The sequence below is a fragment of the Mesorhizobium maamorense genome, assembly GCF_044998965.1.
Taxonomy (GTDB): domain Bacteria; phylum Pseudomonadota; class Alphaproteobacteria; order Rhizobiales; family Rhizobiaceae; genus Mesorhizobium.
The window spans coordinates 5,559,249-5,581,649 of sequence record NZ_CP173356.1 but is presented as its reverse complement, the minus strand read 5'-3'; the positions used below and the strand labels follow the sequence as shown (position 1 = coordinate 5,581,649).

The window sequence follows — 22,401 nt, the reverse complement described above, 5'->3', positions numbered from 1 at the left end:
CCGATCTAACCTCTCAAATCCGCGATGATAGCTTTGACCTCAGCCCGCGCGGCATCCAGGCCCTGGCTGGTATCGATGACGAAGTCGGCCTGGCGGCGCTTTTGCGCATCCGGCACCTGGCTGGCCAGGATGGAGGCGAGTTTCTCTTCGCTCATGCCGGGCCGCGCCAGCACGCGCTGGCGCTGGACTTCGGCCGGCGCGGTGACGACGACGACCTTGTCGACGCGGTCGCGGCCGCCGGTTTCGAACAGGAGCGGAATGTCGAGGACGGCAAGCGGCGCGCCGGCGGCGCGGTTGCGCGCCAGGAACGCGTCGGCGTCGGCGCGCACCAGCGGATGGATGATCGCTTCCAGCCTTTTCAGCGCGGCCGCATCGCCAAGCACCCGAGCGCCGAGCTTTGCCCGGTCGACGCCTCCGGCGCCGGCGGTTCCTGGAAACGCGGCCTCGACCAGGGGGGCTGCCTTGCCGGCATAGAGGCGATGCACCGTCTCGTCGGAATCGTGGACCGGGATGCCGGCCTCGGCAAACATTTTCGCGGTGGTCGACTTGCCCATGCCGATCGAACCGGTGAGGCCGAGCACGATCATGGTTTTGGCGCCAGATCGGCTTCGACGAGCGCGCGCAATTCGGGTGTGACCTGGGGCCGCACGCCGAACCAGCGCTCGAAACCCGGCGCCGCCTGGTTGAGCAGCATGCCGAGGCCGTCCACCGTCTTCAGCTTGCGCGCGCTTGCCGCCGCAAGCAGCGGCGTCTCGAGCGGCACATAGACGATATCGGTGACGATCGCGTGGTCCGGCAAAAGGGCCGGGTCGGCGGCCAGACCCTCATTGCCTTGCATGCCGAGCGCCGTGGTGTTGATGAGCAGGCCGGCATCGGCAAGCAGTTCACCGGTCGCCGCCATGCCATGCGCCGAGACACCGGCGCCGAACCGATCGCGCAATTCCACCGCCCGGGCAAGCGTGCGGTTGACGATGCGGATGTCGCTCATGCCGCGCTGCTTCAGCGCGTGGATGACGGCGCGCGAGGCCCCGCCGGCGCCGAGCACCACCGCCGGGCCATTGATTGCCCAACCCGGCGCATGATCGTCGAGATTGGCGGCGAAGCCATGGCTGTCGGTGTTGCCGCCCCACAATTGGCCGCCCTCCAGCCACAGCGTGTTGACGGCGCCGATCTGCTGGGCTGCCTCATCACGGCGCTCGACCAGGGCGAACGCCGCCTCCTTGTGCGGGATGGTGACGTTGCCGCCGAGATAGCCGTTCGCTTGAAATGTGCTCAGGAATTCGGCGAAATCCTGCGGCGCGACATCGATCGCCTGGTAGCTGCCGTCGATGCCGTATCTGGCCAGCCAGTGGCCGTGGATCTTCGGCGAGCGCGAATGCTTGATCGGGTGACCGGTGACGAAGGCCTTTTTGGTCGCCTCAGCCATCGATCGCTCCCAGCGTGCGCAGTTCGGCCAGCAGCGGCAGCAGCGGCAGGCCGACAATGGTAAAGTGGTCGCCCTCGATCTTCTCGAAGAGCTGGATGCCTTCGCCTTCGACCTGGTAGGCGCCGACGCTCGACAGCGCCCTTGAGCCGACGCGCGCCAGATGGCGGCCGATGAAGGCCGGATCGAGCTTGCGCATGGTGAGGCTGGCGATGCCGACATGGCGCCACAGCACCTCGCCGTCGCGGACCAGGACCGCGGCGCTGTTGAGCTGATGGGTCCTTCCCGACAGCGCCAGCAGATGGCGGCGCGCACCTTCCATGTCGCCCGGCTTGTGGAACACCTCGTCGCCGAGCGACAGCGTCTGGTCGCAGCCGAGCACCAACGCGCCGGGCCTGCGCTCGCTTACTTCGGTGGCCTTGGCTTCGGCCAGCACCAGCGCGACATCCTCGGGCGAGGCGCCGCTGCCTTGCAGGGGCGCCTCGAGCGCGCGCTCGTCGACATCAGGCGCAACCGCCTCGACGTCGATGCCGGCACCGAGGAGCATCGCCTTGCGGAACGCACTGCCGGAGGCGAGGATGATTTTTTCGGTCATGCTGGTTCACCCAGGGTTGGCGTTCCGTCGCGCACCCCTCACTTATCTCATCTGCACCTACCGCGTCTTCCCCCGCAGGGCAACGATTGCCGCCGCCGTCTCCTCGATCGAGCGGCGGCTGACGTCGATCATCGGCCAGCCATGGCGGGTACAGATCTGGCGGGCATAGGCGAGCTCCTCATTGATGGCGGCGCGGTCGACATAGTCGCCTGGCACATAGGCGCTGCTGTTGCCGAGGATGCGGTTCTGGCGGACATGCGAGATGCGTTCGGCGGTGGCGACAAGGCCGACGATCAGCGGCGTCCTGGCGTTGACCAGGCTTTCGGGCACCGGCACGCCGAGCACGATCGGAATGTTGGCGGTCTTGATGCCCCTGTTGGCGAGATAGATGCTGGTCGGCGTCTTGGACGTGCGCGAAATGCCGACCAGCACGATGTCGGCATCGTCCATATTGGCCGGCAACTGGCCGTCATCATGTTCCATGGTGAAGTTGAGTGCGTCGATGCGGCGGAAATATTCGGCATCGAGGACGTGCTGGGCGCCGACGCGGCGGCCGGCCGGCGTGCCCAGATAGGACTGGAAGACGGTGAGCACCGGCTCCAGCACGGAGACGCAGGGCAGGCCCATGGCGGCGCAGCGCTCGTCGATGCCGCGCGCCAGCTTCTGGTCGACGACGGTGTAGAGGATGATGCCCGGCTCCTCCTCGATGTCCTCGAACACTTTGGCCACCTGTTTTTCGGTCCGGATGAGCGGGTAGATGTGCTCGATGGCGCGCGCATCCTTGTATTGCGCCGAAGCCGCGCGGCCGGCCGCGAGCAGCGTTTCGCCGGTGGCGTCGGAGATCAGGTGCAGGTGGAAGAAGCTCTGGGGTTTGTTCACAGGGTTTTACCTAGGGCTGTGGGCGGATGTGGATAAAGCAGGGTTCGGAAAACCCGCCGGCCGGAGCGACTGTATCAGATGCCGGTTTGTCCACAATTCGATGCGCTGTAGGCTTCGTCGGGCGGCTGGGGACAAGTCCGTGGACGAAGATTTCTGCCTTTTGTCTGTCCACAGGACGTACCTGCAGGATCGCTGCTCTAGCGTGTTGAGTCCAATGGAAGATTCCGGCTCGTCCCCAGAACCATGCAAGGGGCGATTGGAAATGCGCGACAATATGCTTGCTGGTGTTTTGACGGCCAAAGCGGGACAGGTGACAACCACCACAACCAACAGACTCTTAGAATCAGAAGATTCTTTAAAATAAGATATTTGATTAAAGGGAAGCCGGGAGAGGCGAGCGCTCTATGCCTGCAAGACGGATCATGCTGGACGTGCTGAAGGGTGAGACGGTGTTTCCGCCGCCGCTCTGGATGATGCGCCAGGCCGGGCGCTATCTACCGGAATACCGCGAGACGCGCCGACGCGCAGGTTCATTCCTCGACCTCTGCTATGATCCCGACCTTGCCTTCGAGGTGACCATGCAGCCGATCGAGCGCTTCGGCTTCGACGCCTCGATCCTGTTCTCCGACATCCTTGTCGTTCCGCATGCGCTTGGCCGCGACGTGCGCTTCGAAGAGGGGCGAGGGCCGCTGCTGACGCCGATCACGGCGGCTGAAATCGCGCCCCTGGACAGCACGGTGTTTCACGTGAATCTCGAACCGGTCTACGAGACGGTTCGCCGGTTGCGGGCGAAACTGCCCGATGAAACCACCTTGATCGGCTTCTGCGGCGCGCCGTGGACGGTGGCGACCTACATGATCGCCGGGCACGGCACGCCGGACCAGGCGCCGGCGCGGCTGTTCGCCTATCGCGAGCCGGCGGCGTTTCGTCAGCTGCTCAAGGTGCTGGCCGATCATTCGGCCGCCTATCTCATCAGGCAGATCGAGGCTGGCGCCGATGTGGTGCAGATATTCGATTCCTGGTCCGGCGTGCTCGACGATGCTTGTTTCGAGCTGTTCTGCGTCGAGCCGGTGGCCGAGATCGTGAGGCAGGTTCGGGCGGTCCATCCCGATGTGCCGATCATCGGTTTTCCCAAAGGCGCCGGCGCGCGCTACCGGAGCTATCGCGAGAAGACCGGCGTCACGGGGCTGGGGATCGACTGGACGGTGCCGCTGGAGACAGCGAAGGCGTTGCAGCGGGAAGGGGCCGTCCAGGGCAATCTCGATCCGCTGCGGCTGGTCGCCGGCGGCAAGGCGCTGGCCGACGGCGTCAGCGCGATCCTGGAGAGCCTGGGAAGCGGACCGTTGATCTTCAATCTCGGCCACGGCATTACCCCGGAAACGCCGATTGCGCATGTCGAGGCCATGGTGAAACTGGTGAGGAGCGCGACACGCTGATGGCCGGGATGAGCAACACCAACAGCACGGGCCAGGCGATGATGCGCATGGTGATCGGCATCGCGGCCCTGGTCGTGCTCACCGCGCTGCTGTTTCTGGCGGCGCCAGACGGCTTCTATCTCTGGGCCAAGGCGATCCACGTTCTTGCCGTCATTTCGTGGATGGCGGGCATGCTCTATCTGCCGCGGCTGCTGGTCTATCACGCCGATGCCGAGAAGGGTTCGGTGCAGTCGGAGACTTTCAAGGTGATGGAGCGCCGGCTTCTGCGCGGCATCATCAACCCGGCGATGATCGTCACCTGGGTGTTCGGCCTGTGGCTGGCCTGGAAAGGTTTTGGTTTCCAGGGTGGCTGGTTGCATGGCAAGATGGCGCTGGTGCTGGTTCTGTCAGGCATCCACGGCTATCTGGCCGGCGCTGTGCGAAAATTCGCCGAGGACCGCAATGAAAAGCCCGCGAGGCACTGGCGAATCGTCAACGAGATCCCCACATTGCTGATGATCGCTATTGTGATCCTGGTCGTCGTCAAGCCGTTCTGAACGTTCGGACCTCTCTCACGACCTGCTAAAAGGCGGCTTGCTCTTTCAGCCGGCCGACGATAAAAGACGGGTCTTCCTTCCCGTCATGCGCCGCCCTTCATTGCTTTTGGCCGCGCCCGGCATTTATCGCATCCCGCCGATTTCCTCCCAAAAGCCTACCCAGAGTCTATCCTAATGCAAGAAATGAAACTCACCGAGTTCAAGAACAAGAAACCGCCAGAGCTGATCGCCTATGCCGAATCGCTCGAGGTGGAGAACGCCAGCGTCATGCGCAAGCAGGAGCTGATGTTCGCAATCCTCAAGAAGCTGGCCGCCCAGGACATCGAAATCATCGGCGACGGCGTGGTCGAAGTGCTCCAGGACGGTTTCGGTTTCCTGCGCTCGGCCAACGCCAATTATCTGCCGGGTCCCGACGACATCTATATCTCGCCCTCGCAGATCCGGCGCTTTTCGCTCAAGACCGGCGATACGGTCGAAGGGCCGATCCGCAGTCCGAAAGAGGGCGAGCGCTATTTCGCGCTGCTCAAGGTCAACACGATCAATTTCGACGATCCCGAAAAGATCCGCCACAAGATCCACTTCGACAATCTGACGCCGCTCTATCCGACCAAGCGGCTGAAGATGGAGATCGACAACCCGATCTCCAAAGATATCTCGCCGCGCGTGATCGACCTGGTGGCGCCGATCGGCAAGGGCCAACGCGCGTTGATCAACGCGCAGCCGCGTACCGGCAAGACGGTTCTCATGCAGAACATCGCCCACTCGATCACCGCCAACCATCCGGAATGCTACCTGATCGTGCTTCTGATCGACGAGCGGCCGGAGGAAGTGACCGACATGCAGCGCTCGGTGAAGGGCGAGGTGATCTCCTCGACTTTCGACGAGCCGGCTGTGCGCCACGTGCAGGTCGCCGAAATGGTCATCGAGAAAGCCAAGCGGCTGGTCGAGCATGGCCGTGACGTCGTCATCCTGCTCGATTCGATCACCCGCCTCGGGCGCGCCTACAACACCGTGGTGCCGTCTTCCGGCAAGGTGCTGACCGGCGGCGTCGACGCCAATGCGCTGCAAAGGCCGAAGCGTTTCTTCGGCGCCGCCCGCAACATCGAGGAAGGCGGTTCGCTGACCATCATTGCCACCGCGCTGATCGACACCGGCAGCCGCATGGACGAAGTCATCTTCGAAGAGTTCAAGGGCACCGGCAACTGCGAAATCCAGCTCGACCGCAAGGTCGCCGACAAGCGCATCTACCCGGCCATGGACATTCTGAAGTCGGGTACCCGCAAGGAAGACCTGCTCGTGCCGCGCGCTGACCTGCAGAAGATCTTCGTGCTGCGCCGCATCCTGGCGCCGATGGGAACAACCGACGCGATCGAGTTCCTCATCGACAAACTGAAGCAGACCAAGACCAATGCGGACTTCTTCGATTCAATGAATACGTAGTTCGCAGAGCGAGCTCCACTTCTTCGTCATCCTCGGGCTTGACCCGAGGATCCATGCCATGGCCTCTCCCAAAGAGCGCGGCGGACTGGATCTCCACCTGTTGCAGCGCTCGAAAGTCACGGCATGGATCCTAGGGTCTCCGCGACGGAGCTTCGCTCCTGCTTCGCCCTAGGATGACGAACTCTATGGTCTTCGTCGCAACAACCCTTCCAATTCATCCGGATCGCTCACCGCCGGCAAGCACACCCGCCCCGTGCACAGCCACGCGCCCGGCCTGTCGGCGGGAGGCAGAATCCCGCTTGGCAACAGCGGTCGATTCGCCTGCGTACCGACTGACACGACGATATCCACCCGACGCGGATCGGGATTGCGATTCGCTACCGGAACGAGCGTTGGATTTGTCAAATCGTCCACAAGCACCAGCTTTAGCGGCTCTATGGCGAGCGCCGAGGCGTTGACGATGCCGGCCTGGCCATAGGCCTGGTGCGCCGCGCGGCCGGCGGCATGTTCGGCGACTTTCGTCGCTTTCTCCTGCAGGTCGAGATCGCCGGTCAGCGCGGCGAGCCGGACCAGCGCCTCGATGACCTGACCGGTGGCCGACGCAATAGCCTCGTCGACATCGCCCCTGATGCGGATCGGCACGTCGGTGCTGTCGGATGCCGTGAGATAATAGCCGGTGCCGTCGGCATCGGCGTGCCAGCGGTCGAGCTGCTCGACGAATTGCCGGGCCCGATCGGCGTAGCTCCAGTCGCCGGTGGCTTCGAACAGGGCGATCGCCGCATTGGTCATCGACGCATAGTCGCTCGACAGCGCCGGGAACAGTTTCTTGGCGCCGAGCATGGAATGCGGCAGCCGTCCGCCCTCGGCGGAGGAGGCGATATGGTCGAATGCGGCCATGGCCGCGTCTATCCAGTCTTGCCGCGCCAGCGAGCGGCCGGCCTCGGCGAGTGCTGCGATCATCTGGCCGTTCCAGTCGGCGAGGACCTTGCCGTCGCGGCCGGGCCTGACGCGCCGTTCACGGACCGCCAGCAGCCTTGCCTTGAGAGCGGTCAGAAGCGGTTGCTCGGCAATGCCTTGCTCCTGCTGGGCCGGCGTCTGGTGGACAACGGGCTTGCCTTCCCAGCCGGGTGGGCTGGAGAGTGTGAAGTGATTGAAAAACAACGGTGAATCGTCGCCGAGCGCGGCCTCGATCTCTTCCCGGCTCCAGGTGTAGAAAAGGCCCTCCTCGCCCTCGCTGTCGGCATCCAGACTGGCGGCGAAGGCGCCGCCATCGACGCGCATCTCACGCAGCAGCCAGTCGACGGTCTCCTCGATTCGGACCCGGAACAAATCCTTTCCGCCCGCGGCATGGGCCCAGTTGCAAAAACGGATGAGTTGCGCGTTGTCGTAGAGCATCTTTTCGAAATGCGGCACCAGCCATTGCGCGTCCGTGGAATAGCGGCTGAGACCGCCGCCGACGTGATCGTAGATGCCGCCGGCCAGCATCCGTTCGAGGCTCAGGAGGACATCGTCGCGGTGACCGGCATTGCCGTCGCGCAGCCACGACAGCCACAGTGTCTGCATGAATGGCGCATTGGGGAATTTCGGTGCGCCGCGCAGGCCGCCGAGATCCTTGTCGATCATGCCGTCTATGCCTCTGGCGAGCGCGGCAAGCGTGTCGCGGTCGAGCGCGGTGCGGGCATGCGCGCCGGCGAGCCGGGTCTCGACATGCGAAGTCAGCCCGTCGGCGCTCTGGTTCAGGCTGCCTCTTTTCTCGCGCCAGGCTTTGTCGATCGCCTCCATCACCTGGATGAAGCCCGGGCGGCCATAGCGCGGCTCGCGCGGGAAATAGGTGCCGCCCCAGAACGGCTTGCCGTCCGGCGTCAGGAACATGGTCAGCGGCCAGCCGCCCTGCTCGCCCATCGAGGACAGCGCCGCCATGTAGATCTGGTCGATGTCGGGACGCTCCTCACGGTCGACCTTGATATTGACGAACAGACGGTTCATGACGGCGGCGACGTCATCGTTCTCGAAGCTTTCATGGGCCATGACGTGGCACCAGTGGCAGGCGGCATAGCCGATCGACAGCAGGATCGGCCGATCCAGCGCCCTCGCCTCGTCAAGCGACGCCGGCGACCAGGCCCGCCAATGCACCGGATTGCCGCTGTGCTGCTGCAAATAGGGGCTGGCTTCGTCGGCAAGCAGATTTTGCGCAGGCAGTGTCACGATGAGCGGTCCGGCGAACAGGGGTTGGATAGTGAAGCTAGGGCGGTCCAACAAGGCGGGCAAATGATTTCGGCCGACACCATCGTCGCGCTTTCCAGCGGGCGCCTGCCCGCCGGCGTCGCCGTCATTCGCATTTCGGGGCCAAAGACTCGATTCGTTATCGAAACGATTGCGGGCGGCATGGTTAAGAGCCGCGTGGCCAGCCTGCGCAGGCTGCGGGCGCCCGATGAAGGCGTGCTCGACAGCGGCCTGGTGATCTTTTTCCCGGGCCCCGGCAGCTTCACCGGCGAGGACGTGGCGGAATTCCAGGTGCATGGCGGCCGCGCCGTGGTGGCGAGGCTGTTGGAGACAATCGCCGGCTTCGAAGGCGTCAGGCACGCCGAAGCGGGCGAGTTCACGCGCCGGGCCTTCCTCAATGGCAAGGTCGATCTGGTGAGGACGGAAGCGCTGGCCGATCTGGTCAACGCCGAGACCGAGGCGCAGCGGCGCTTCGCGGTGCAGAATGCCGAGGGCGCGCAAGCCGAGCTTTATCTGAGCTGGCGGCGGCGGCTGATCCATGCGCGCGCCATGATCGAGGCCGAGATCGACTTTGCCGACGAAGACGACATTCCCGGTTCCGTTTCGGATACGGTCTGGTCTGATGTTTCGGCGATGATCGGGGAGATCGAGCGCCACATTGCCGGGTTTCGTGCCGGCGAAATCATCCGCGACGGGTTCGAGGTCGTTATCCTCGGCGCGCCGAACGCCGGCAAGTCGAGCCTGTTCAACGCTTTGGCGCGGCGCGATGCAGCTATTGTAACGGATGAACCGGGCACGACGCGGGACCTGCTCGAGATCGTGCTTGACCTCGAAGGCCTGCGGGTCAGGCTGACCGATACCGCAGGCCTGCGCGATGCCGCCGGCAAGGTGGAAGCGATCGGTATCGAGAAGGCGCGCGCCAAGGCGCATGGCGCCGACCTCTTGCTCATCCTCGAGGATATGGCCGACCCCCGTCCCGTTGCTCTTCAACGCGAGGGGATCGCGACTTTGCGCGTGGGCACCAAGCTCGATCTGGTGCAGGAAAGAGCCCCCGCCGGGCTTACAGGTGGTTATGATCGCGTCATTTCGACCAAGAACGGGACGGGCGTGACGGAACTGCTGGCCGAAATCGCCAGGCTCGCGGCCGCGCAGGTCGGCGAAGCGGGCGACATCCTGCCCTCACGGCTTCGCCATGTCGAGTTGCTAGGCGAAGCCAATCGCTTCCTGCTGCGCGCGGCCGAGAGCCCGGACGCCGGCCAGGAACTGCGCGCCGAGGATCTGCGGCTGGCCGCCGGCCGGCTTGGCCGGATCGTCGGCGCCGTCGATGTCGAGGACATGCTGGATGTGATTTTCTCGCAGTTCTGCGTCGGGAAATGATTCACGTGGAACATTGTCGGGGTGCGGACGCCGTCAAGCCTCCCTTCTCCCCGTCACTACGGGGAGAAGGTGCCGGCAGGCGGATGAGGGGCAGCGCTGACCTCGGCTTCTATCACGACGGGCCCGGCCGATGACTCACGTGAAACAGAAGGGCTCTCCGACCGACGTTGTTTCACGTGAAACGGCTGCGCCGGGGTCAATCGCCAGCGTCGGCGCTACCCCGCACTTGCCTGCCGGCATTCTCTTATCCGGCATTCTCTTATAAGGACGGGGAGAGGGCGCTGTTATTTCCAGTTTCGGCAATTATCAGCCTTGTAAATGAAGGTGCCGGCTTTGCGGTCAGCGCTGTCTCCCTGTGCCAGGAAGAAGTGCCGACACGGCGCCGGGGGGCGGCGCCGGCGGTCGATACACGTGACTCACGTGAAACACTACAATGAGGCTCGCCGTCCTGTTTCACGTGAAACTCCCGCGAAGTTTCTTGACACCGTCCCGCTGCGGGGACATCTCTCCACCAAACTTCGAATCCAGGGCGTTTTGAAATGACCGATCACTATGATGTGGTTGTGGTGGGTGGCGGCCATGCGGGCAGCGAGGCGGCCAGCGCGGCTGCGCGTGCGGGCGCCAGGGCAGCGCTGGTGACGCTGCGTTTCGACACGATCGGCGTGATGTCCTGCAATCCAGCCATTGGCGGGCTCGGCAAGGGCCATCTGGTGCGCGAGATCGACGCCATGGACGGGCTGATGGGCCGGGTGGCGGACGTCGCCGGCATCCAGTTTCGCCTGCTCAACCGACGCAAGGGGCCGGCCGTGCGCGGCCCGCGCACCCAGGCCGACCGGAAACTTTACCGGCTCGCCATGCAGGGAGCGGTCAGGCAGCAGGACGGTCTCGATGTGGTCGAGGGCGAGGTGCTCGACTTCGACATCGACGATTCGGGGCGCCTGCGTGCCGTTCTCCTGGCGGACGGCAGACGTCTTGCCTGCGGCGCGGCGGTCCTGACCACCGGAACCTTCCTGCGCGGGTTGATCCATATCGGCGAGAAGAAGATCGTCGCCGGCCGCATGAACGAACAGGCAAGCCTTGGACTGTCGGGGACTATGAGCCGCGCGGGCTTCAAGCTCGGCCGGCTGAAGACCGGCACGCCGCCGCGCCTCGACGGGCGCACCATTGGCTGGGCGTCGTTGGAGAGCCAGGCGGCGGATGACGAACCGGTGCCGTTCTCGCTGATGACCGACCGCATCGAGACGCCGCAGATCGAATGCGGCATCACGCGCACGACCGCGGCCACGCATGAACTGATCCGCGCCAATCTCGGGCGCTCGGCCATGTATTCGGGCTCGATCGAAGGCGTCGGGCCGCGCTACTGTCCGTCGATCGAAGACAAGATCGTCAAGTTCGGCGACCGCGAAGGTCACCAGATTTTTCTCGAGCCGGAAGGCCTGGACGACGACACGGTCTATCCCAACGGGATCTCGACCTCGCTGCCGGAGGACGTCCAGCTCGAAATCTTGAAGACTATCCCGGGGCTGGAGCGCGCGGTGATGCTGCAGCCCGGTTATGCCATCGAATACGACCATGTCGACCCGCGCGAGCTCCATCCGACCTTGGAGACGAAGCGCGTCGGGGGCCTGTTTCTAGCCGGGCAGATCAACGGCACGACCGGCTATGAGGAGGCCGCCGCGCAAGGTCTGCTGGCGGGCCTCAATGCCGCAAGGCGGGCGTCGGGCAGCGAGCAGGTCGTGCTCAGCCGCACCGAAGCCTATATCGGCGTGATGATCGATGATCTGACCAGCCGCGGCATCAGCGAGCCTTACCGCATGTTCACCTCGCGCGCCGAATTCCGGCTTTCGCTGCGCGCCGACAATGCCGACGAGCGGCTGACGCCGCTGGCTGCAAGGCTGGGTATAGCGTCAGCCCAGCGGATGCGGCGGTTTGGCGAGGTGGAGCAGCGCCTCGACGAAGCGCGCCGGCTGGCGCTCGGCGTCAAGCTGACACCCAACGAGGCGGCGCGCCACGGGCTGGAGGTCAATCGCGACGGCGTGCGCAGATCCGCCTATGAACTGCTCGCCTATCCCGGCGTCGACGTGGCCTGGCTGGCCCGAATCGATGGGAATTTCGGGACGATCGACGCCAGGATGGCGGAGCGCCTCGAAACGGAAGCGAAATATTCAGTCTATCTCGATCGCCAGAAGAGCGACGTCGCCCAGATCCGGCACGAGGAAAGCCGGCTCATCCCCGAGACGCTCGACTTCGCCGAGGTGCCGGGACTGTCGAACGAGCTGAAGCAGAAGATGCATGCGCGGCGGCCGCGTTCAATTGCCGACGCGCAGCGCATGGAGGGTATGACGCCGGCGGCGCTGGCTATCATCGTCGCTCATATCAGGCATTCCGAGAGCGCCGGCACGCAAAGGGACGTCGCGTGAGCGCTGCCTCCTGGGAGAGCCTGCGCAACGCCGCCGGTCCGGTTTCACGTGAAACATTCGATCGCCTCGTGGTATTCGAAGAGATGTTCCAGAAATGGAACCGCAGCATCAATCTCGTCGCGCAGTCGACGTCCGGCGATGTCTGGCATCGCCACATACTGGACAGCGCGCAGCTCTGGCGAATCGAGGACAAAGCGCGGCGATGGGTCGATATCGGCTCGGGCGGCGGATTTCCGGGACTGGTCCTGGCGTTCCTGCTTGCCGAGCGTGACGGCGCCAGCATCGACCTGGTCGAAAGCAATCGCAAGAAAGCGGGATTCCTGCAAGCCGTCGTCGGCCAGTTCGGCCTGCCGGCGCGTGTCGTGGCGCGCCGCATCGATGACAGCCATGCGCTTGTTTTGGCACCGGAAATCGTCACGGCGCGGGCGCTGGCGCCGCTTTCGAGTTTGCTTGAGCTGGCGGGGCCGTGGCTGACATCAGGCGCGCGTGGGCTGTTCCACAAAGGCCGGGATTACCGCGCCGAAGTGCAAGAAAGCGTTAACCGCTGGAGCTTCGATCTGGTAGAACATCCAAGCATGACCGACCCTGGCGGCGTCATCCTTGAACTGTCCAATGTGCGACCTGTCTGAACAAAGACCTGTCCGAATCCGTGTTGGCGACCCAAAATGAATTCCTGGCATAGACCCATGATGAAGAACGGCCCTCGAATCATCACCGTAGCCAACCAGAAGGGCGGTGTCGGCAAGACCACCACTGCCATCAACCTGGCCACCGCGCTGGCGGCGATCGGCGAGAAGGTGCTGATCGTCGACCTCGATCCGCAAGGCAATGCCAGCACCGGCCTCGGCATCGACCGCAAGGACCGCACGGTGTCGTCCTATGACGTGCTGACCGGCGAGCTGGAGCTTGAGGAGGCGGCGATCCCAACGGCGGTGCCCGGCCTGTCTATCGTGCCATCGACCCTCGATTTGCTCGGCATCGAGATGGAGATCGCCTCGGCGCCGGACCGGGTGCTGCGGCTGCGCAACGCCCTGCGCGCCGCGTCGGCGCGTTCGGCTGGTTTCGGTTATGTGCTGATCGACTGTCCGCCGTCGCTCAATCTCTTGACCTTGAATTCGATGGCGGCGGCCGATTCCGTTCTGGTGCCGCTGCAATGCGAGTTCTTCGCGCTGGAAGGTCTCAGCCAGCTGCTCGAAACCGTCGAGCAGGTGCGCCGCTCAATCAACCCGGATCTCACCATCCAGGGCATCGTGCTGACCATGTATGACGGCCGCAACAACCTCGCCAACCAGGTGGTGCAGGACGTGCGCGAGCATATGGGGGACAAGGTCTACGAGACCATCATTCCGCGCAATGTGCGGGTGTCGGAAGCGCCGTCCTACGGCAAGCCGGCGATCCTCTACGACCTCAAATGCTCCGGCAGCCAGGCTTATCTGCAGCTTGCGTCGGAAGTGATCCGCCGCGAGCGTAAATTGCGCGCCGCTTAACAACGGCCACGCATGGAGCAAAGCCGATTCGACACCGAAACAATCTGGAACCGAAATGAGCGAAGACCTTTCGAGAAAGAGACTGGGCCGCGGGCTGGCGGCGCTGATCGGCGAGATCGACCGTCCGAGCGCGCCGGAGAAGCCTGGGATGAGTGCCGACGGCAAGGTACCGATCGAGTTCCTGACGCCCAATCCGAAAAACCCGCGCCGGCATTTCGGCGACGCCGAGTTGACCGACCTGGCGCAATCGATCCGCGAGCATGGGGTGGTGCAGCCGGTGGTGGCGCGGCCTTCGCCGTCGCAGGCCGGGCGCTACGAGATCATCGCCGGCGAGCGGCGCTGGCGTGCCGCGCAACGCGCCGGATTGACCGAGATCCCGGTCATCGTGCGCGAGGTCAACGACCGCACGGCGCTGGAACTGGCAATCATCGAGAACGTCCAGCGCGCCGACCTCAACCCGGTCGAGGAAGCGCTCGGCTATCAGCAGCTCATCGACGATCACGGCTACACCCAGGCCGATCTCGGCCAGGTCATCGGCAAAAGCCGCAGCCATGTCGCCAACACGCTGCGGCTGCTGAAACTGCCCGACGTGATCCGCGACATGCTGGTCGACGGGGCCTTGTCGGCGGGCCATGCCCGCACGCTGGTGACGGCGGAGGACCCGGCAGGGCTTGCCAAGCGCATCGTCGAGGAAGGGCTCTCGGTGCGCCAGGCCGAAGCGCTGGCGCAGATGCCGGCCGGTCCGACCCCGGCGAAGCCGAAGCAGGCGAAAAGCGCGCCGGAAAAAGACGCCGACACGCTGGCGCTGGAAAAGCTGATGACCGGCACGCTCGGCATGATCGTGACCATCGACCACACGAACAAAGGCGGCGAGATTCGCGTGGCGTACCGGACGCTGGAGCAGCTTGACGAGCTGTGTCGGAGATTGAAACAAGAGCGGTAGTTAGCCGGCGAACTTCAACAAAGCGGACAACGCAGGGAAAACGAGGGCTGGCTGTCCGCCAGCCCTTTCGTTTGAAGCGCTGGCGATTGGCGAAAAAGCAGCGCCATCGGCATCCGTCGCCAGCCGCGCTCGCGGCTTGACAGTGCCCGGCAACGGCGTAACCTCTATTAGACAAGGCTTAAATTAATTGCCCTAGCGTGCCGGTCAGTCGCGGCGAGGGCTGTCTGCCATTCCTGCAACAGGCGTGAAATGGCACCGCCTCGCCAAAGCAATATGCCGACGCGCGCCTGACGCAAATGGGAGGTGCAAATGGCAGTCCGTTGGCAATTGTCCGGAAGTTACTTCGAAAACTGTAGCTGCGATGTCGTGTGTCCTTGCCTGCTGTCCACCAACGCACAGCTGACATCAAGGCCGACGAAAGGCTTTTGCGACGTCGGTCTGGTCTTTCATATCGATACGGGCAGTTACGGCGATGTTCGGTTGGATGGGCTCAGCGTCGCCATGGTTGCCCACACGCCGGGTCCGATGGCAGACGGCAATTGGACGGCCGCCGCCTATATCGACGAACGGGCTGATGACAGGCAGACAGAGGCGCTAGGCGCCATCTTCACTGGCGTCGCGGGCGGCCCCATGGCGGTGCTGGCACCCTTGATCGGCACGAATCTCGGCGCCAAGAAGGTGCCGATAAGCTACCGGATAGACGGCAAGAAGCGGTCGGCGGAGATTGCCGGCGTCATGCGGATGGCGGTCGAGCCGCTGCCGACGATGCGCGAGGACGGGCAGATGTGGGCGGCCACCGGCCATCCCGTCAATCCCGACTGGCTCGCCTTGGCGATGGGGGCGGAAGGCAGTACATTCAGCGACCATGGCATGAGCTGGGACAATTCCCGCCGAAACGGACACTACGCCCCGATCAACTGGTCTGGCCAGCAGTAGTCGTTGGCCGCATGGTACGGGACGTACTTCGTCCATGGTGCAGACGTTGCAGCGATACATCATTCTCGCGCTGCTGATCGCTATCGCGGCGGCGGCATGGACCTTGCTCATCCGGCAGCAGGCGGGCATGGGCGCGGACATGCGCATGGAAATGTACTCGCTCACCATGGGCATGAAGGCGCCGCTGTTTCTTGCCGTCTGGATGATCATGATGATTGCCATGATGTTTCCGACGGCCGCACCCATGATCCTGACATTTCACCGGGTCCAGGCGGGCAAACGGGGCCGGGGCGAGACCTTTGTCTCGAGCTGGGTGTTCGTGGCCGGGTACATGCTGGTCTGGGGCGTGATGGGCGTTATCGCCTTTGCCGGCGCGGCGGGTGCGGAGATGCTCGCCGGGCATGTGGGATTGTCCACGGCGACGGCCGCGCGTTTCGGCGGCGCGCTGCTGATGCTTGGGGGCGCCTACCAACTTTCCCCACTGAAGGATCTGTGTCTGGCCAAATGCCGCACGCCGATCGGCTTCATCCTGACCTCATGGCGCGATGGTTACTGGGGCGCGGTTCGCATGGGCCTGGAGCATGGACTTTTCTGCCTGGGCTGCTGCTGGCTTCTGTTTCTCGCCCTCTTTCCTCTCGGGATCATGAACGTTGCCGCAATGGCCGTGGTCACCTTGCTGATATTCGCGGAAAAGACCCTGCCGTCTGGAAATGGGATCGCGAAGCTGTCGGGGATCGCTCTGCTGCTCTATGGCGCGGCGGTGCTGGTCTTTCCACAGGCGCTGCCGACCTTTGAGCCGGTAGGCGCCATGACAATGAATTGACCAACGGAGGGAATTGACCAACGGAGGCAGGCGCCCGGTGCCGAAAGGGCCTAACGCTGTGCCAGCCTCGCGCTTTCCACCGCGATGCCGAGCAGCGCCTGCCTTGCCAGCGCCACCGACAGGTCCGGCCTTCGCCGCGTCTGCAGCACGGCGGTCTGCAGCCGGGTCAGCGCGCGGCCGAGCGCCTCGACGCTCCAGCGTTCCAGCGCCTTCTCCACCAGCTTGCGGCGCGAGAAGAAAACCGGCGGGCGCGCCGCCGCCACCACCGACGCGGCATTGCGGCCGCCGGCCTCCATCTGGCCGCGCATGGACTGCATCGCCTGAAACTGCCGCATCGCCGAGGACAGCACCAGGAAGGGTTGGCCGCCTGCCTGGCAATGGCGGGTGAAGGCGGTGTCGAACTCGCCGACCTTGCCTTCGAGAAGCGCGTCGACGGCATCGTCGAAGGACGCGCCGGAAACGTCGCCGGACATCGCCCTGACGTCGTCGAGGCCGATTTCCTTCTGGCCATGGACATAAAGCAGCAGCTTGTCGATCTCGCCGCGCGAGGCCAGCCGGTCGCCGCCGAGATTGCGGCGCAGCGCCTGTCTTGCCTCAAGCGTCATCGTCGCGCCGGTCTTGCGCAGCTCGTCGTCGATCACGGCATCGATGTCCCTGGCCTCGTCGGCATAGCAGGGCAGCGCCATGGCGTTGTCGGCCGCCTCGACGACGGCGCGCAGCCCGACGCCCTTCTTGAGATCGCCGGCCTCGATGAGGATGATCGCGTCCCGCACGGGCTCCGCCGTCAGCGCCTTGACGTCGTCGGCCAGCGCCTTCTGGCCGCCGGCATTGCGCACCCACAGCAGGCGGCGGTCGGAAAACATCGGCACGGTGCGCGCCTCGTCGAGCAGCCGGCCCTCGTCGCGCTCGACTTCGGAGCCGTCGAGCCTGACCACCGAGAAGGGGTCGTCGAGCGGCAGGCCGGTCGCGGCGGCAAAAGCCTTGGCGCGCTCCGAGACAAGGCCGCGATCGGGGCCATAAAGCAGGACGATCGCCATGCGCGGGTCCGGCTTCGCGAGCCAGGAATCCACCTCGTATGCTTTCTTCTGTGCCATCGAGGGTGGTTAGCATGATGTTGGGGCGGAGTGAACGTCTTCCAGTTCAACTCCGAAGGACTGCTTCGAGGGAAGATCGACCCCCACTCCGTCGAGCTGCGCTCGACACCTCTCCCCCGATCGACGGGGGAGAGGAAGGGCGCGAGTTCGCCAAGGTTGGCGCCTTTCCTCTCCCTCCGGAGGGGGAGAGGTGGCCCGGCGCAGCCGGGACGGAGTGGGGGAAGCCGTTTGCCAAACGCGCCGCCGCCGCAAGACACGCGCAACCCCGGCGAGGAAGAAAACCCAGGCAATCAGGCGGAGCATCGCTTCGATGAAAGGTCGACCCCCACTCCGTCGAGCTGCGCTCGACACCTCTCCCCGATCGACGGGGGAGAGGAAGGGCGCGGGTTCGCCAAGCTTGGCGCCTTTCCTCTCCCTCCGGAGGGGGAGAGGTGGCCCGGCGCAGCCGGGACGGAGTGGGGGAAGCCGTTTGCCAAACGCGCCGCCGCCGCAAAGATTGGTACAACCATGGCGAGGAAGAAAACTTGGGCACGGCTACCAGGTGGAAGCAATGCTTCGAGGGAAGGTCGACCCCCACTCCGTCGAGCTGCGCTCGACACCTCTCCCCCGATCGACGGGGAGAGAAAGGGCGCCACGTTTGGCGGACCCGCGATTCTCCTCTCCTTCCGCAGGCGTGAAAGTGGGCGCGGCAGCCAAGCTTGCCAAGCAATCACCTTATCTGGCGACAAACCTCACGCGACCTTGCGCCTAATTGCGCGGCGCCGCCCAACATCGACAAGAAATTACGCGGACATATCTTCATCTTGGTGTGCAGGAGGCTGGATCGGCCGGCGCGGCTGGCCCGTCGAGCGAAAGGGCCGGGGAATTCGCACTGGTCTGGCGGCGCGGATATGCAAATATCGGTGCCGGGCGACATGGAGGACGAAGGTCATGGCCGATGCTGGGATGTTGCGCTTCCATGTTCCGGAGCCCGAGGTGCGGCCGGGCGGCACGCCTGATTTCTCCAACGTGACCATTGCCGCGGCCGGCTCGGTGCCGCGCCCCGAAATCGATGTCGATCCGCGCATCATCCGCGACATGGCCTTCTCGATCATCCGCGTGCTGAACCGCAATGGCGAAGCCGTCGGGCCGTGGGCGGGGCTGCTCTCCGACGAGGAACTGCTCGAAGGCCTGCGCCACATGATGACGCTCAGGACCTTCGATGCGCGCATGCAGATGGCGCAGCGGCAGGGCAAGACCTCCTTCTACATGCAGCATCTGGGCGAAGAGGCGGTGAGCTGCGCCTTCCGCAAGGCGCTCGCCCCCGGCGACATGAATTTCCCGACCTATCGGCAGGCCGGGCTGCTCATCGCCGACGGCTACCCGATGGTCACGATGATGAACCAGATCTATTCCAACGAGGCCGACCCGCTGAAGGGCCGGCAATTGCCCATCATGTATTCGTCGAAGGAGCACGGCTTCTTCTCGATCTCGGGCAATCTGGCGACGCAGTATATCCAGGCGGTCGGCTGGGCGATGGCCTCGGCGATCTCGAACGACTCAAGGATCGCCGCGGCCTGGATCGGCGACGGCTCGACCGCGGAATCCGACTTCCATTCGGCGCTGGTATTCGCCTCCACCTACAAGGCGCCCGTGGTGCTCAATGTCGTCAACAACCAGTGGGCAATCTCGACGTTTCAAGGCATAGCGCGCGGCGGCGCGGGCACTTTCGCCGCGCGCGGGCTGGGTTTCGGCATCCCGGCGCTGCGCGTCGACGGCAATGACTATCTCGCCGTCCATGCGGTGGCGAAATGGGCGGCCGAGCGCGCGCGCAGCAACCTGGGGCCGACGCTGGTCGAATATGTCACCTACCGCGCCGGCGCCCATTCGAGCTCGGACGATCCCTCGGCCTACCGGCCGAAGACCGAATCCGATGCCTGGCCGCTTGGCGACCCGGTGGTGCGGCTGAAGAACCATCTCATCCGGCTCGGCGTCTGGTCGGAGGAGCGGCACAAGCAGGCCGAAGCGGAAATCCTCGATACGGTGATCGCGGCGCAGAAGGAGGCCGAAAGCCACGGCACGCTGCACGCCGGCGGCAAGCCGTCGACGCGCGACATGTTCGAGGGGCTCTATGCCGAGATGCCGTCGCATCTCAGGCGCCAGCGCCAGCAGGCGGGGGTCTGAGCCATGCCGAGGCGGACCATGATCGAGGCCATTCGCGACGCCATGGACGTGTCGATGGAGCGCGACGAGAAAGTGGTGGTGTTCGGCGAGGATGTCGGCTTTTTCGGCGGCGTGTTCCGCTGCACGCAAGGCCTGCAGGCGAAATACGGCAAGAGCCGCTGCTTCGACGCACCGATCAATGAATCCGGCATTGTCGGCTCGGCCATCGGCATGGCCGCCTATGGTCTGAAGCCGTGCGTGGAGATCCAGTTTGCCGACTACATGTACCCGGCCTACGACCAGCTGACCCAGGAAGCCGCGAGGCTGCGCTACCGTTCCAACGGCGACTTCACCTGCCCGATCGTGGTGCGCATGCCGACCGGCGGCGGCATATTCGGCGGCCAGACGCACAGCCAGAGCCCGGAAGCGTTGTTCACCCATGTGTCGGGGCTGAAGACCGTCGTGCCCTCGAACCCGCATGACGCCAAGGGACTGCTGATCGCGGCGATCGAGGATCCCGACCCGGTCATCTTCCTCGAGCCGAAGCGGCTCTACAACGGTCCGTTCGACGGCCATCACGACCGTCCGGTGACGCCGTGGTCGAAGCACGAGCTGGGCGAGGTCGCCGACGGCCACTACATCGTGCCGCTCGGCAAGGCCGCGATCCGCCGGGCCGGCTCCGCCGTCACGGTGCTGGCGTACGGCACAATGGTCTATGTCGCGCAGGCGGCGGCCGAGGAGACCGGCATCGATGCCGAGATCATCGATCTCAGGACGCTGTTGCCGCTCGACCTCGACACCATCGTGGCGTCGGTGAAGAAGACCGGACGCTGCGTCGTGGTGCACGAGGCGACGCTGACCTCCGGCTTCGGAGCGGAGCTGGTCGCGCTTGTGCAGGAAAACTGCTTCTACCATCTGGAGGCACCGGTGGCCCGCGTCGCCGGCTGGGACACGCCCTATCCGCATGCGCAGGAATGGGACTATTTCCCCGGTCCGGTCCGCGTCGGCCGGGCGCTTACGGAAACATTGGAAGCCTAGAACGGGGAGGCCCGACATGGGCGAACACATCATCAAGCTGCCCGATGTCGGCGAGGGCGTCGCCGAGGCGGAACTCGTCGAATGGCATGTCAAGGTCGGCGACATCGTGCGCGAGGACATGATGCTTGCCGCCGTGATGACCGACAAGGCCACGGTCGAAATCCCTTCCCCCGTCGATGGCGAGATCCTGTGGCTGGGTGCCGAGATCGGCGACACGGTGGCGATCGGCTCGCCCATCGTGCGGCTGAAGGTGGCCGGCGAGGGCAATGTCGTTGGCGGTGCGATGCCGGCGGAAGTGACGGCTGAAAGTACCTCCGATGATACGGGGGCTCGCCCGGTCTCGGGCCTGAATCCGTCATCACCCAATCTGGCGCCGTCGTCCTCGGGTTTGTCCCAAGGATCCGCCGTCCCACACGGATATGACGCGACCAGTTCCGGAAGGTCGGTAGATCGTCGGGACAAGCCCGAGGATGACGGCGCCAGGTCCAAGGTCAACAGCGCGCCGCGTGCGCAAGGTGAAAGGCCGCTGGCGTCGCCGGCCGTGCGGCTGCGTGCGAAGGAGTCGGGCATTGACCTCAGGCAGGTCCAGGGAAGCGGCCCGGCCGGTCGCATCGGCCATGAGGACATCGAGGCGTTCCTGGCGCGCGGGCCGCACATGGCCAAGGCATCCGGCCTCGCCCGCAACGATGCCGTCGAGGACATCAAGGTGGCGGGCCTGCGGCGCAAGATCGCCGAGAAGATGACGCTGGCGGCGTCGCGCATCCCGCACATCACCTATGTCGAGGAGGTCGACGTTACCGCGCTCGAGGATCTGCGCGCCGCGCTCAACAAGGAGAAGCGGGCGGCCAAGGGGGTAGAAAGGCCAAAGCTGACGCTGCTGCCGTTCCTGATGCGCGCGATGGTCAGGGCGATCGCGGACCAGCCCAACCTCAATGCGCTGTTCGACGACGAGGCCGGCATCATCCACCAGCATGGCGGCATTCATATCGGCATCGCCGCGCAGACGCCGTCGGGACTGGTCGTGCCCGTCGTCAAGCACGCCGAGGCGCTGGACATCTGGGAATGCGGCGCGGAGGTCGCCAGGCTGGCCGAGGCGGCCAAGTCGGGAACCGCGACGCGCGACGAGCTCTCCGGTTCGACCATAACCATCACCTCGCTCGGCGCCATGGGCGGCGTGGCGACGACTCCGGTCATCAACCACCCGGAAGTCGCGATCCTCGGCGTTAACAAGATGATGGTGCGGCCGGTATGGGACGGCACCCAGTTCATCCCGCGCAAGATGATGAACCTGTCGTCGAGCTTCGACCATCGCGTCATCGACGGCTGGGACGCGGCGGTGTTCATCCAGCGCATCAAGACGCTCCTGGAAACGCCGGCGCTGATTTTCGTGGATTGAGGGTGGATCATTCGAGATGATGGCGGGAGAGCGCCCCCTCTGCCTTGCCAGGCATCTCCCCCACAAGGGGGAGATCAGATGTCACGCCGGCTTTCGCCAATCACCAGCGCTGCGGGATTGAGCGAGGCGCCGAAGCCTCCAATCTCCCCCCTCGTGGGGGAGATGTCCGGCAGGACAGAGGGGGGCGCGAAGAATCTCGACGGAGCGTTTCCT

At 64.7% G+C, this 22,401-nt stretch carries 19 protein-coding genes; 13 read left to right on the top strand and 6 right to left on the bottom strand.

What is annotated here, in order from left to right:
• Window positions 1-5 precede the first annotated feature (5 nt).
• From coaE to ACIU1A_RS27920, 4 genes are read right to left on the bottom strand one after another with little or no spacing between them, the layout of a single operon-like run.
• Window positions 6-587 carry a dephospho-CoA kinase gene (gene coaE, locus ACIU1A_RS27935; RefSeq protein ID WP_404925785.1) on the bottom strand — a complete coding sequence of 194 codons (582 nt, stop codon included), beginning with the start codon at window positions 585-587 and terminating at the stop codon, window positions 6-8.
• A complete protein-coding gene (locus ACIU1A_RS27930; protein WP_404925784.1) occupies window positions 584-1,426 on the bottom strand; it encodes a shikimate dehydrogenase in 843 nt (280 codons plus the stop codon). The genes coaE and ACIU1A_RS27930 overlap by 4 nt, the downstream gene beginning before the upstream one ends.
• Entirely contained in the window at window positions 1,419-2,018 is a 600-nt protein-coding gene (locus tag ACIU1A_RS27925; RefSeq protein WP_404925783.1) for a Maf-like protein, read from the bottom strand. Before ACIU1A_RS27925 ends, ACIU1A_RS27930 begins: the two co-directional genes overlap by 8 nt.
• 57 nt (window positions 2,019-2,075) lie before the next feature.
• The gene (locus ACIU1A_RS27920) at window positions 2,076-2,897 is read right to left on the bottom strand and encodes a pyruvate, water dikinase regulatory protein (RefSeq protein WP_140491905.1); all 822 of its coding nucleotides are present in this window, start codon (window positions 2,895-2,897) and stop codon (window positions 2,076-2,078) included.
• Window positions 2,898-3,301: 404 nt separating this feature from the next.
• Here ACIU1A_RS27920 and hemE point away from each other — a divergent pair, with 404 nt between their 5' ends.
• From hemE to rho, 3 genes are all read left to right on the top strand, one after another.
• Window positions 3,302-4,333 (top strand): uroporphyrinogen decarboxylase, encoded by a 1,032-nt coding sequence (gene hemE / locus ACIU1A_RS27915; RefSeq protein WP_404925782.1) that lies wholly within the window; start codon window positions 3,302-3,304, stop codon window positions 4,331-4,333.
• On the top strand, window positions 4,333-4,869 hold the full coding sequence (hemJ, locus tag ACIU1A_RS27910) for a protoporphyrinogen oxidase HemJ (RefSeq protein WP_404925781.1): 537 nt from the start codon (window positions 4,333-4,335) through the stop codon (window positions 4,867-4,869). Before hemE ends, hemJ begins: the two co-directional genes overlap by 1 nt.
• Before the next feature lie 174 nt (window positions 4,870-5,043).
• Window positions 5,044-6,309, top strand: a complete 1,266-nt coding sequence (gene rho / locus ACIU1A_RS27905) for a transcription termination factor Rho (protein ID WP_404925780.1) — start codon at window positions 5,044-5,046, stop codon at window positions 6,307-6,309.
• Window positions 6,310-6,492: 183 nt separating this feature from the next.
• On the opposite strand, the gene ACIU1A_RS27900 is transcribed toward rho, so the two are convergent.
• Window positions 6,493-8,514, bottom strand: a complete 2,022-nt coding sequence (locus ACIU1A_RS27900; RefSeq protein WP_404925779.1) for a thioredoxin domain-containing protein — start codon at window positions 8,512-8,514, stop codon at window positions 6,493-6,495.
• A gap of 63 nt (window positions 8,515-8,577) precedes the next feature.
• On the opposite strand from ACIU1A_RS27900, the gene mnmE reads away from it, so the two are divergent.
• From mnmE to ACIU1A_RS27865, 7 genes are all read left to right on the top strand, one after another.
• A complete protein-coding gene (gene mnmE / locus ACIU1A_RS27895) occupies window positions 8,578-9,909 on the top strand; it encodes a tRNA uridine-5-carboxymethylaminomethyl(34) synthesis GTPase MnmE (RefSeq protein WP_404925778.1) in 1,332 nt (443 codons plus the stop codon).
• Window positions 9,910-10,448: 539 nt separating this feature from the next.
• Window positions 10,449-12,329: a tRNA uridine-5-carboxymethylaminomethyl(34) synthesis enzyme MnmG gene (gene mnmG, locus ACIU1A_RS27890; RefSeq protein ID WP_404925777.1), complete on the top strand. Its 1,881-nt coding sequence runs from the start codon at window positions 10,449-10,451 to the stop codon at window positions 12,327-12,329.
• The gene (rsmG, locus tag ACIU1A_RS27885; RefSeq protein ID WP_404925776.1) at window positions 12,326-12,958 is read left to right on the top strand and encodes a 16S rRNA (guanine(527)-N(7))-methyltransferase RsmG; all 633 of its coding nucleotides are present in this window, start codon (window positions 12,326-12,328) and stop codon (window positions 12,956-12,958) included. Before mnmG ends, rsmG begins: the two co-directional genes overlap by 4 nt.
• 57 nt (window positions 12,959-13,015) lie before the next feature.
• A complete protein-coding gene (locus ACIU1A_RS27880) occupies window positions 13,016-13,816 on the top strand; it encodes a ParA family protein (RefSeq protein ID WP_140491929.1) in 801 nt (266 codons plus the stop codon).
• A 55-nt stretch (window positions 13,817-13,871) separates the two neighbouring features.
• Entirely contained in the window at window positions 13,872-14,759 is an 888-nt protein-coding gene (locus ACIU1A_RS27875) for a ParB/RepB/Spo0J family partition protein (protein ID WP_140491933.1), read from the top strand.
• A 309-nt stretch (window positions 14,760-15,068) separates the two neighbouring features.
• Window positions 15,069-15,695, top strand: coding sequence for a DUF1326 domain-containing protein (locus tag ACIU1A_RS27870; protein ID WP_140491936.1), 627 nt, complete (start codon window positions 15,069-15,071; stop codon window positions 15,693-15,695).
• 34 nt (window positions 15,696-15,729) lie between these two features.
• Window positions 15,730-16,518: a DUF2182 domain-containing protein gene (locus ACIU1A_RS27865; RefSeq protein ID WP_140524490.1), complete on the top strand. Its 789-nt coding sequence runs from the start codon at window positions 15,730-15,732 to the stop codon at window positions 16,516-16,518.
• A gap of 50 nt (window positions 16,519-16,568) precedes the next feature.
• On the opposite strand, the gene holA is transcribed toward ACIU1A_RS27865, so the two are convergent.
• On the bottom strand, window positions 16,569-17,612 hold the full coding sequence (gene holA / locus ACIU1A_RS27860) for a DNA polymerase III subunit delta (protein ID WP_140524492.1): 1,044 nt from the start codon (window positions 17,610-17,612) through the stop codon (window positions 16,569-16,571).
• A gap of 930 nt (window positions 17,613-18,542) precedes the next feature.
• Between holA and ACIU1A_RS27855 the strand changes: the two genes are divergently transcribed.
• From ACIU1A_RS27855 to ACIU1A_RS27845, 3 genes are read left to right on the top strand one after another with little or no spacing between them, the layout of a single operon-like run.
• Window positions 18,543-19,775: a 3-methyl-2-oxobutanoate dehydrogenase (2-methylpropanoyl-transferring) subunit alpha gene (locus tag ACIU1A_RS27855; protein ID WP_404925775.1), complete on the top strand. Its 1,233-nt coding sequence runs from the start codon at window positions 18,543-18,545 to the stop codon at window positions 19,773-19,775.
• Between the two features lie 3 nt (window positions 19,776-19,778).
• A complete protein-coding gene (locus ACIU1A_RS27850) occupies window positions 19,779-20,792 on the top strand; it encodes an alpha-ketoacid dehydrogenase subunit beta (RefSeq protein WP_404925774.1) in 1,014 nt (337 codons plus the stop codon).
• A 16-nt stretch (window positions 20,793-20,808) separates the two neighbouring features.
• The gene (locus tag ACIU1A_RS27845) at window positions 20,809-22,188 is read left to right on the top strand and encodes a dihydrolipoamide acetyltransferase family protein (RefSeq protein ID WP_404925773.1); all 1,380 of its coding nucleotides are present in this window, start codon (window positions 20,809-20,811) and stop codon (window positions 22,186-22,188) included.
• Window positions 22,189-22,401 lie beyond the last annotated feature (213 nt).

Coding starts and splice junctions, on each gene's coding strand:
- ACIU1A_RS27880 (WP_140491929.1), top strand. CDS start 13,016: ATGATGAAGAACGGCCCTCGAATCATCACCGTAGCCAACCAGAAGGGC.
- coaE (WP_404925785.1), bottom strand. CDS start 587: ATGATCGTGCTCGGCCTCACCGGTTCGATCGGCATGGGCAAGTCGACC.
- ACIU1A_RS27870 (WP_140491936.1), top strand. CDS start 15,069: ATGGCAGTCCGTTGGCAATTGTCCGGAAGTTACTTCGAAAACTGTAGC.
- ACIU1A_RS27855 (WP_404925775.1), top strand. CDS start 18,543: ATGGCCGATGCTGGGATGTTGCGCTTCCATGTTCCGGAGCCCGAGGTG.
- hemJ (WP_404925781.1), top strand. CDS start 4,333: ATGGCCGGGATGAGCAACACCAACAGCACGGGCCAGGCGATGATGCGC.
- hemE (WP_404925782.1), top strand. CDS start 3,302: ATGCCTGCAAGACGGATCATGCTGGACGTGCTGAAGGGTGAGACGGTG.
- mnmG (WP_404925777.1), top strand. CDS start 10,449: ATGACCGATCACTATGATGTGGTTGTGGTGGGTGGCGGCCATGCGGGC.
- ACIU1A_RS27845 (WP_404925773.1), top strand. CDS start 20,809: ATGGGCGAACACATCATCAAGCTGCCCGATGTCGGCGAGGGCGTCGCC.
- holA (WP_140524492.1), bottom strand. CDS start 17,612: ATGGCACAGAAGAAAGCATACGAGGTGGATTCCTGGCTCGCGAAGCCG.
- ACIU1A_RS27850 (WP_404925774.1), top strand. CDS start 19,779: ATGCCGAGGCGGACCATGATCGAGGCCATTCGCGACGCCATGGACGTG.
- rho (WP_404925780.1), top strand. CDS start 5,044: ATGCAAGAAATGAAACTCACCGAGTTCAAGAACAAGAAACCGCCAGAG.
- ACIU1A_RS27925 (WP_404925783.1), bottom strand. CDS start 2,018: ATGACCGAAAAAATCATCCTCGCCTCCGGCAGTGCGTTCCGCAAGGCG.
- ACIU1A_RS27865 (WP_140524490.1), top strand. CDS start 15,730: ATGGTGCAGACGTTGCAGCGATACATCATTCTCGCGCTGCTGATCGCT.
- ACIU1A_RS27930 (WP_404925784.1), bottom strand. CDS start 1,426: ATGGCTGAGGCGACCAAAAAGGCCTTCGTCACCGGTCACCCGATCAAG.
- ACIU1A_RS27875 (WP_140491933.1), top strand. CDS start 13,872: ATGAGCGAAGACCTTTCGAGAAAGAGACTGGGCCGCGGGCTGGCGGCG.
- mnmE (WP_404925778.1), top strand. CDS start 8,578: ATGATTTCGGCCGACACCATCGTCGCGCTTTCCAGCGGGCGCCTGCCC.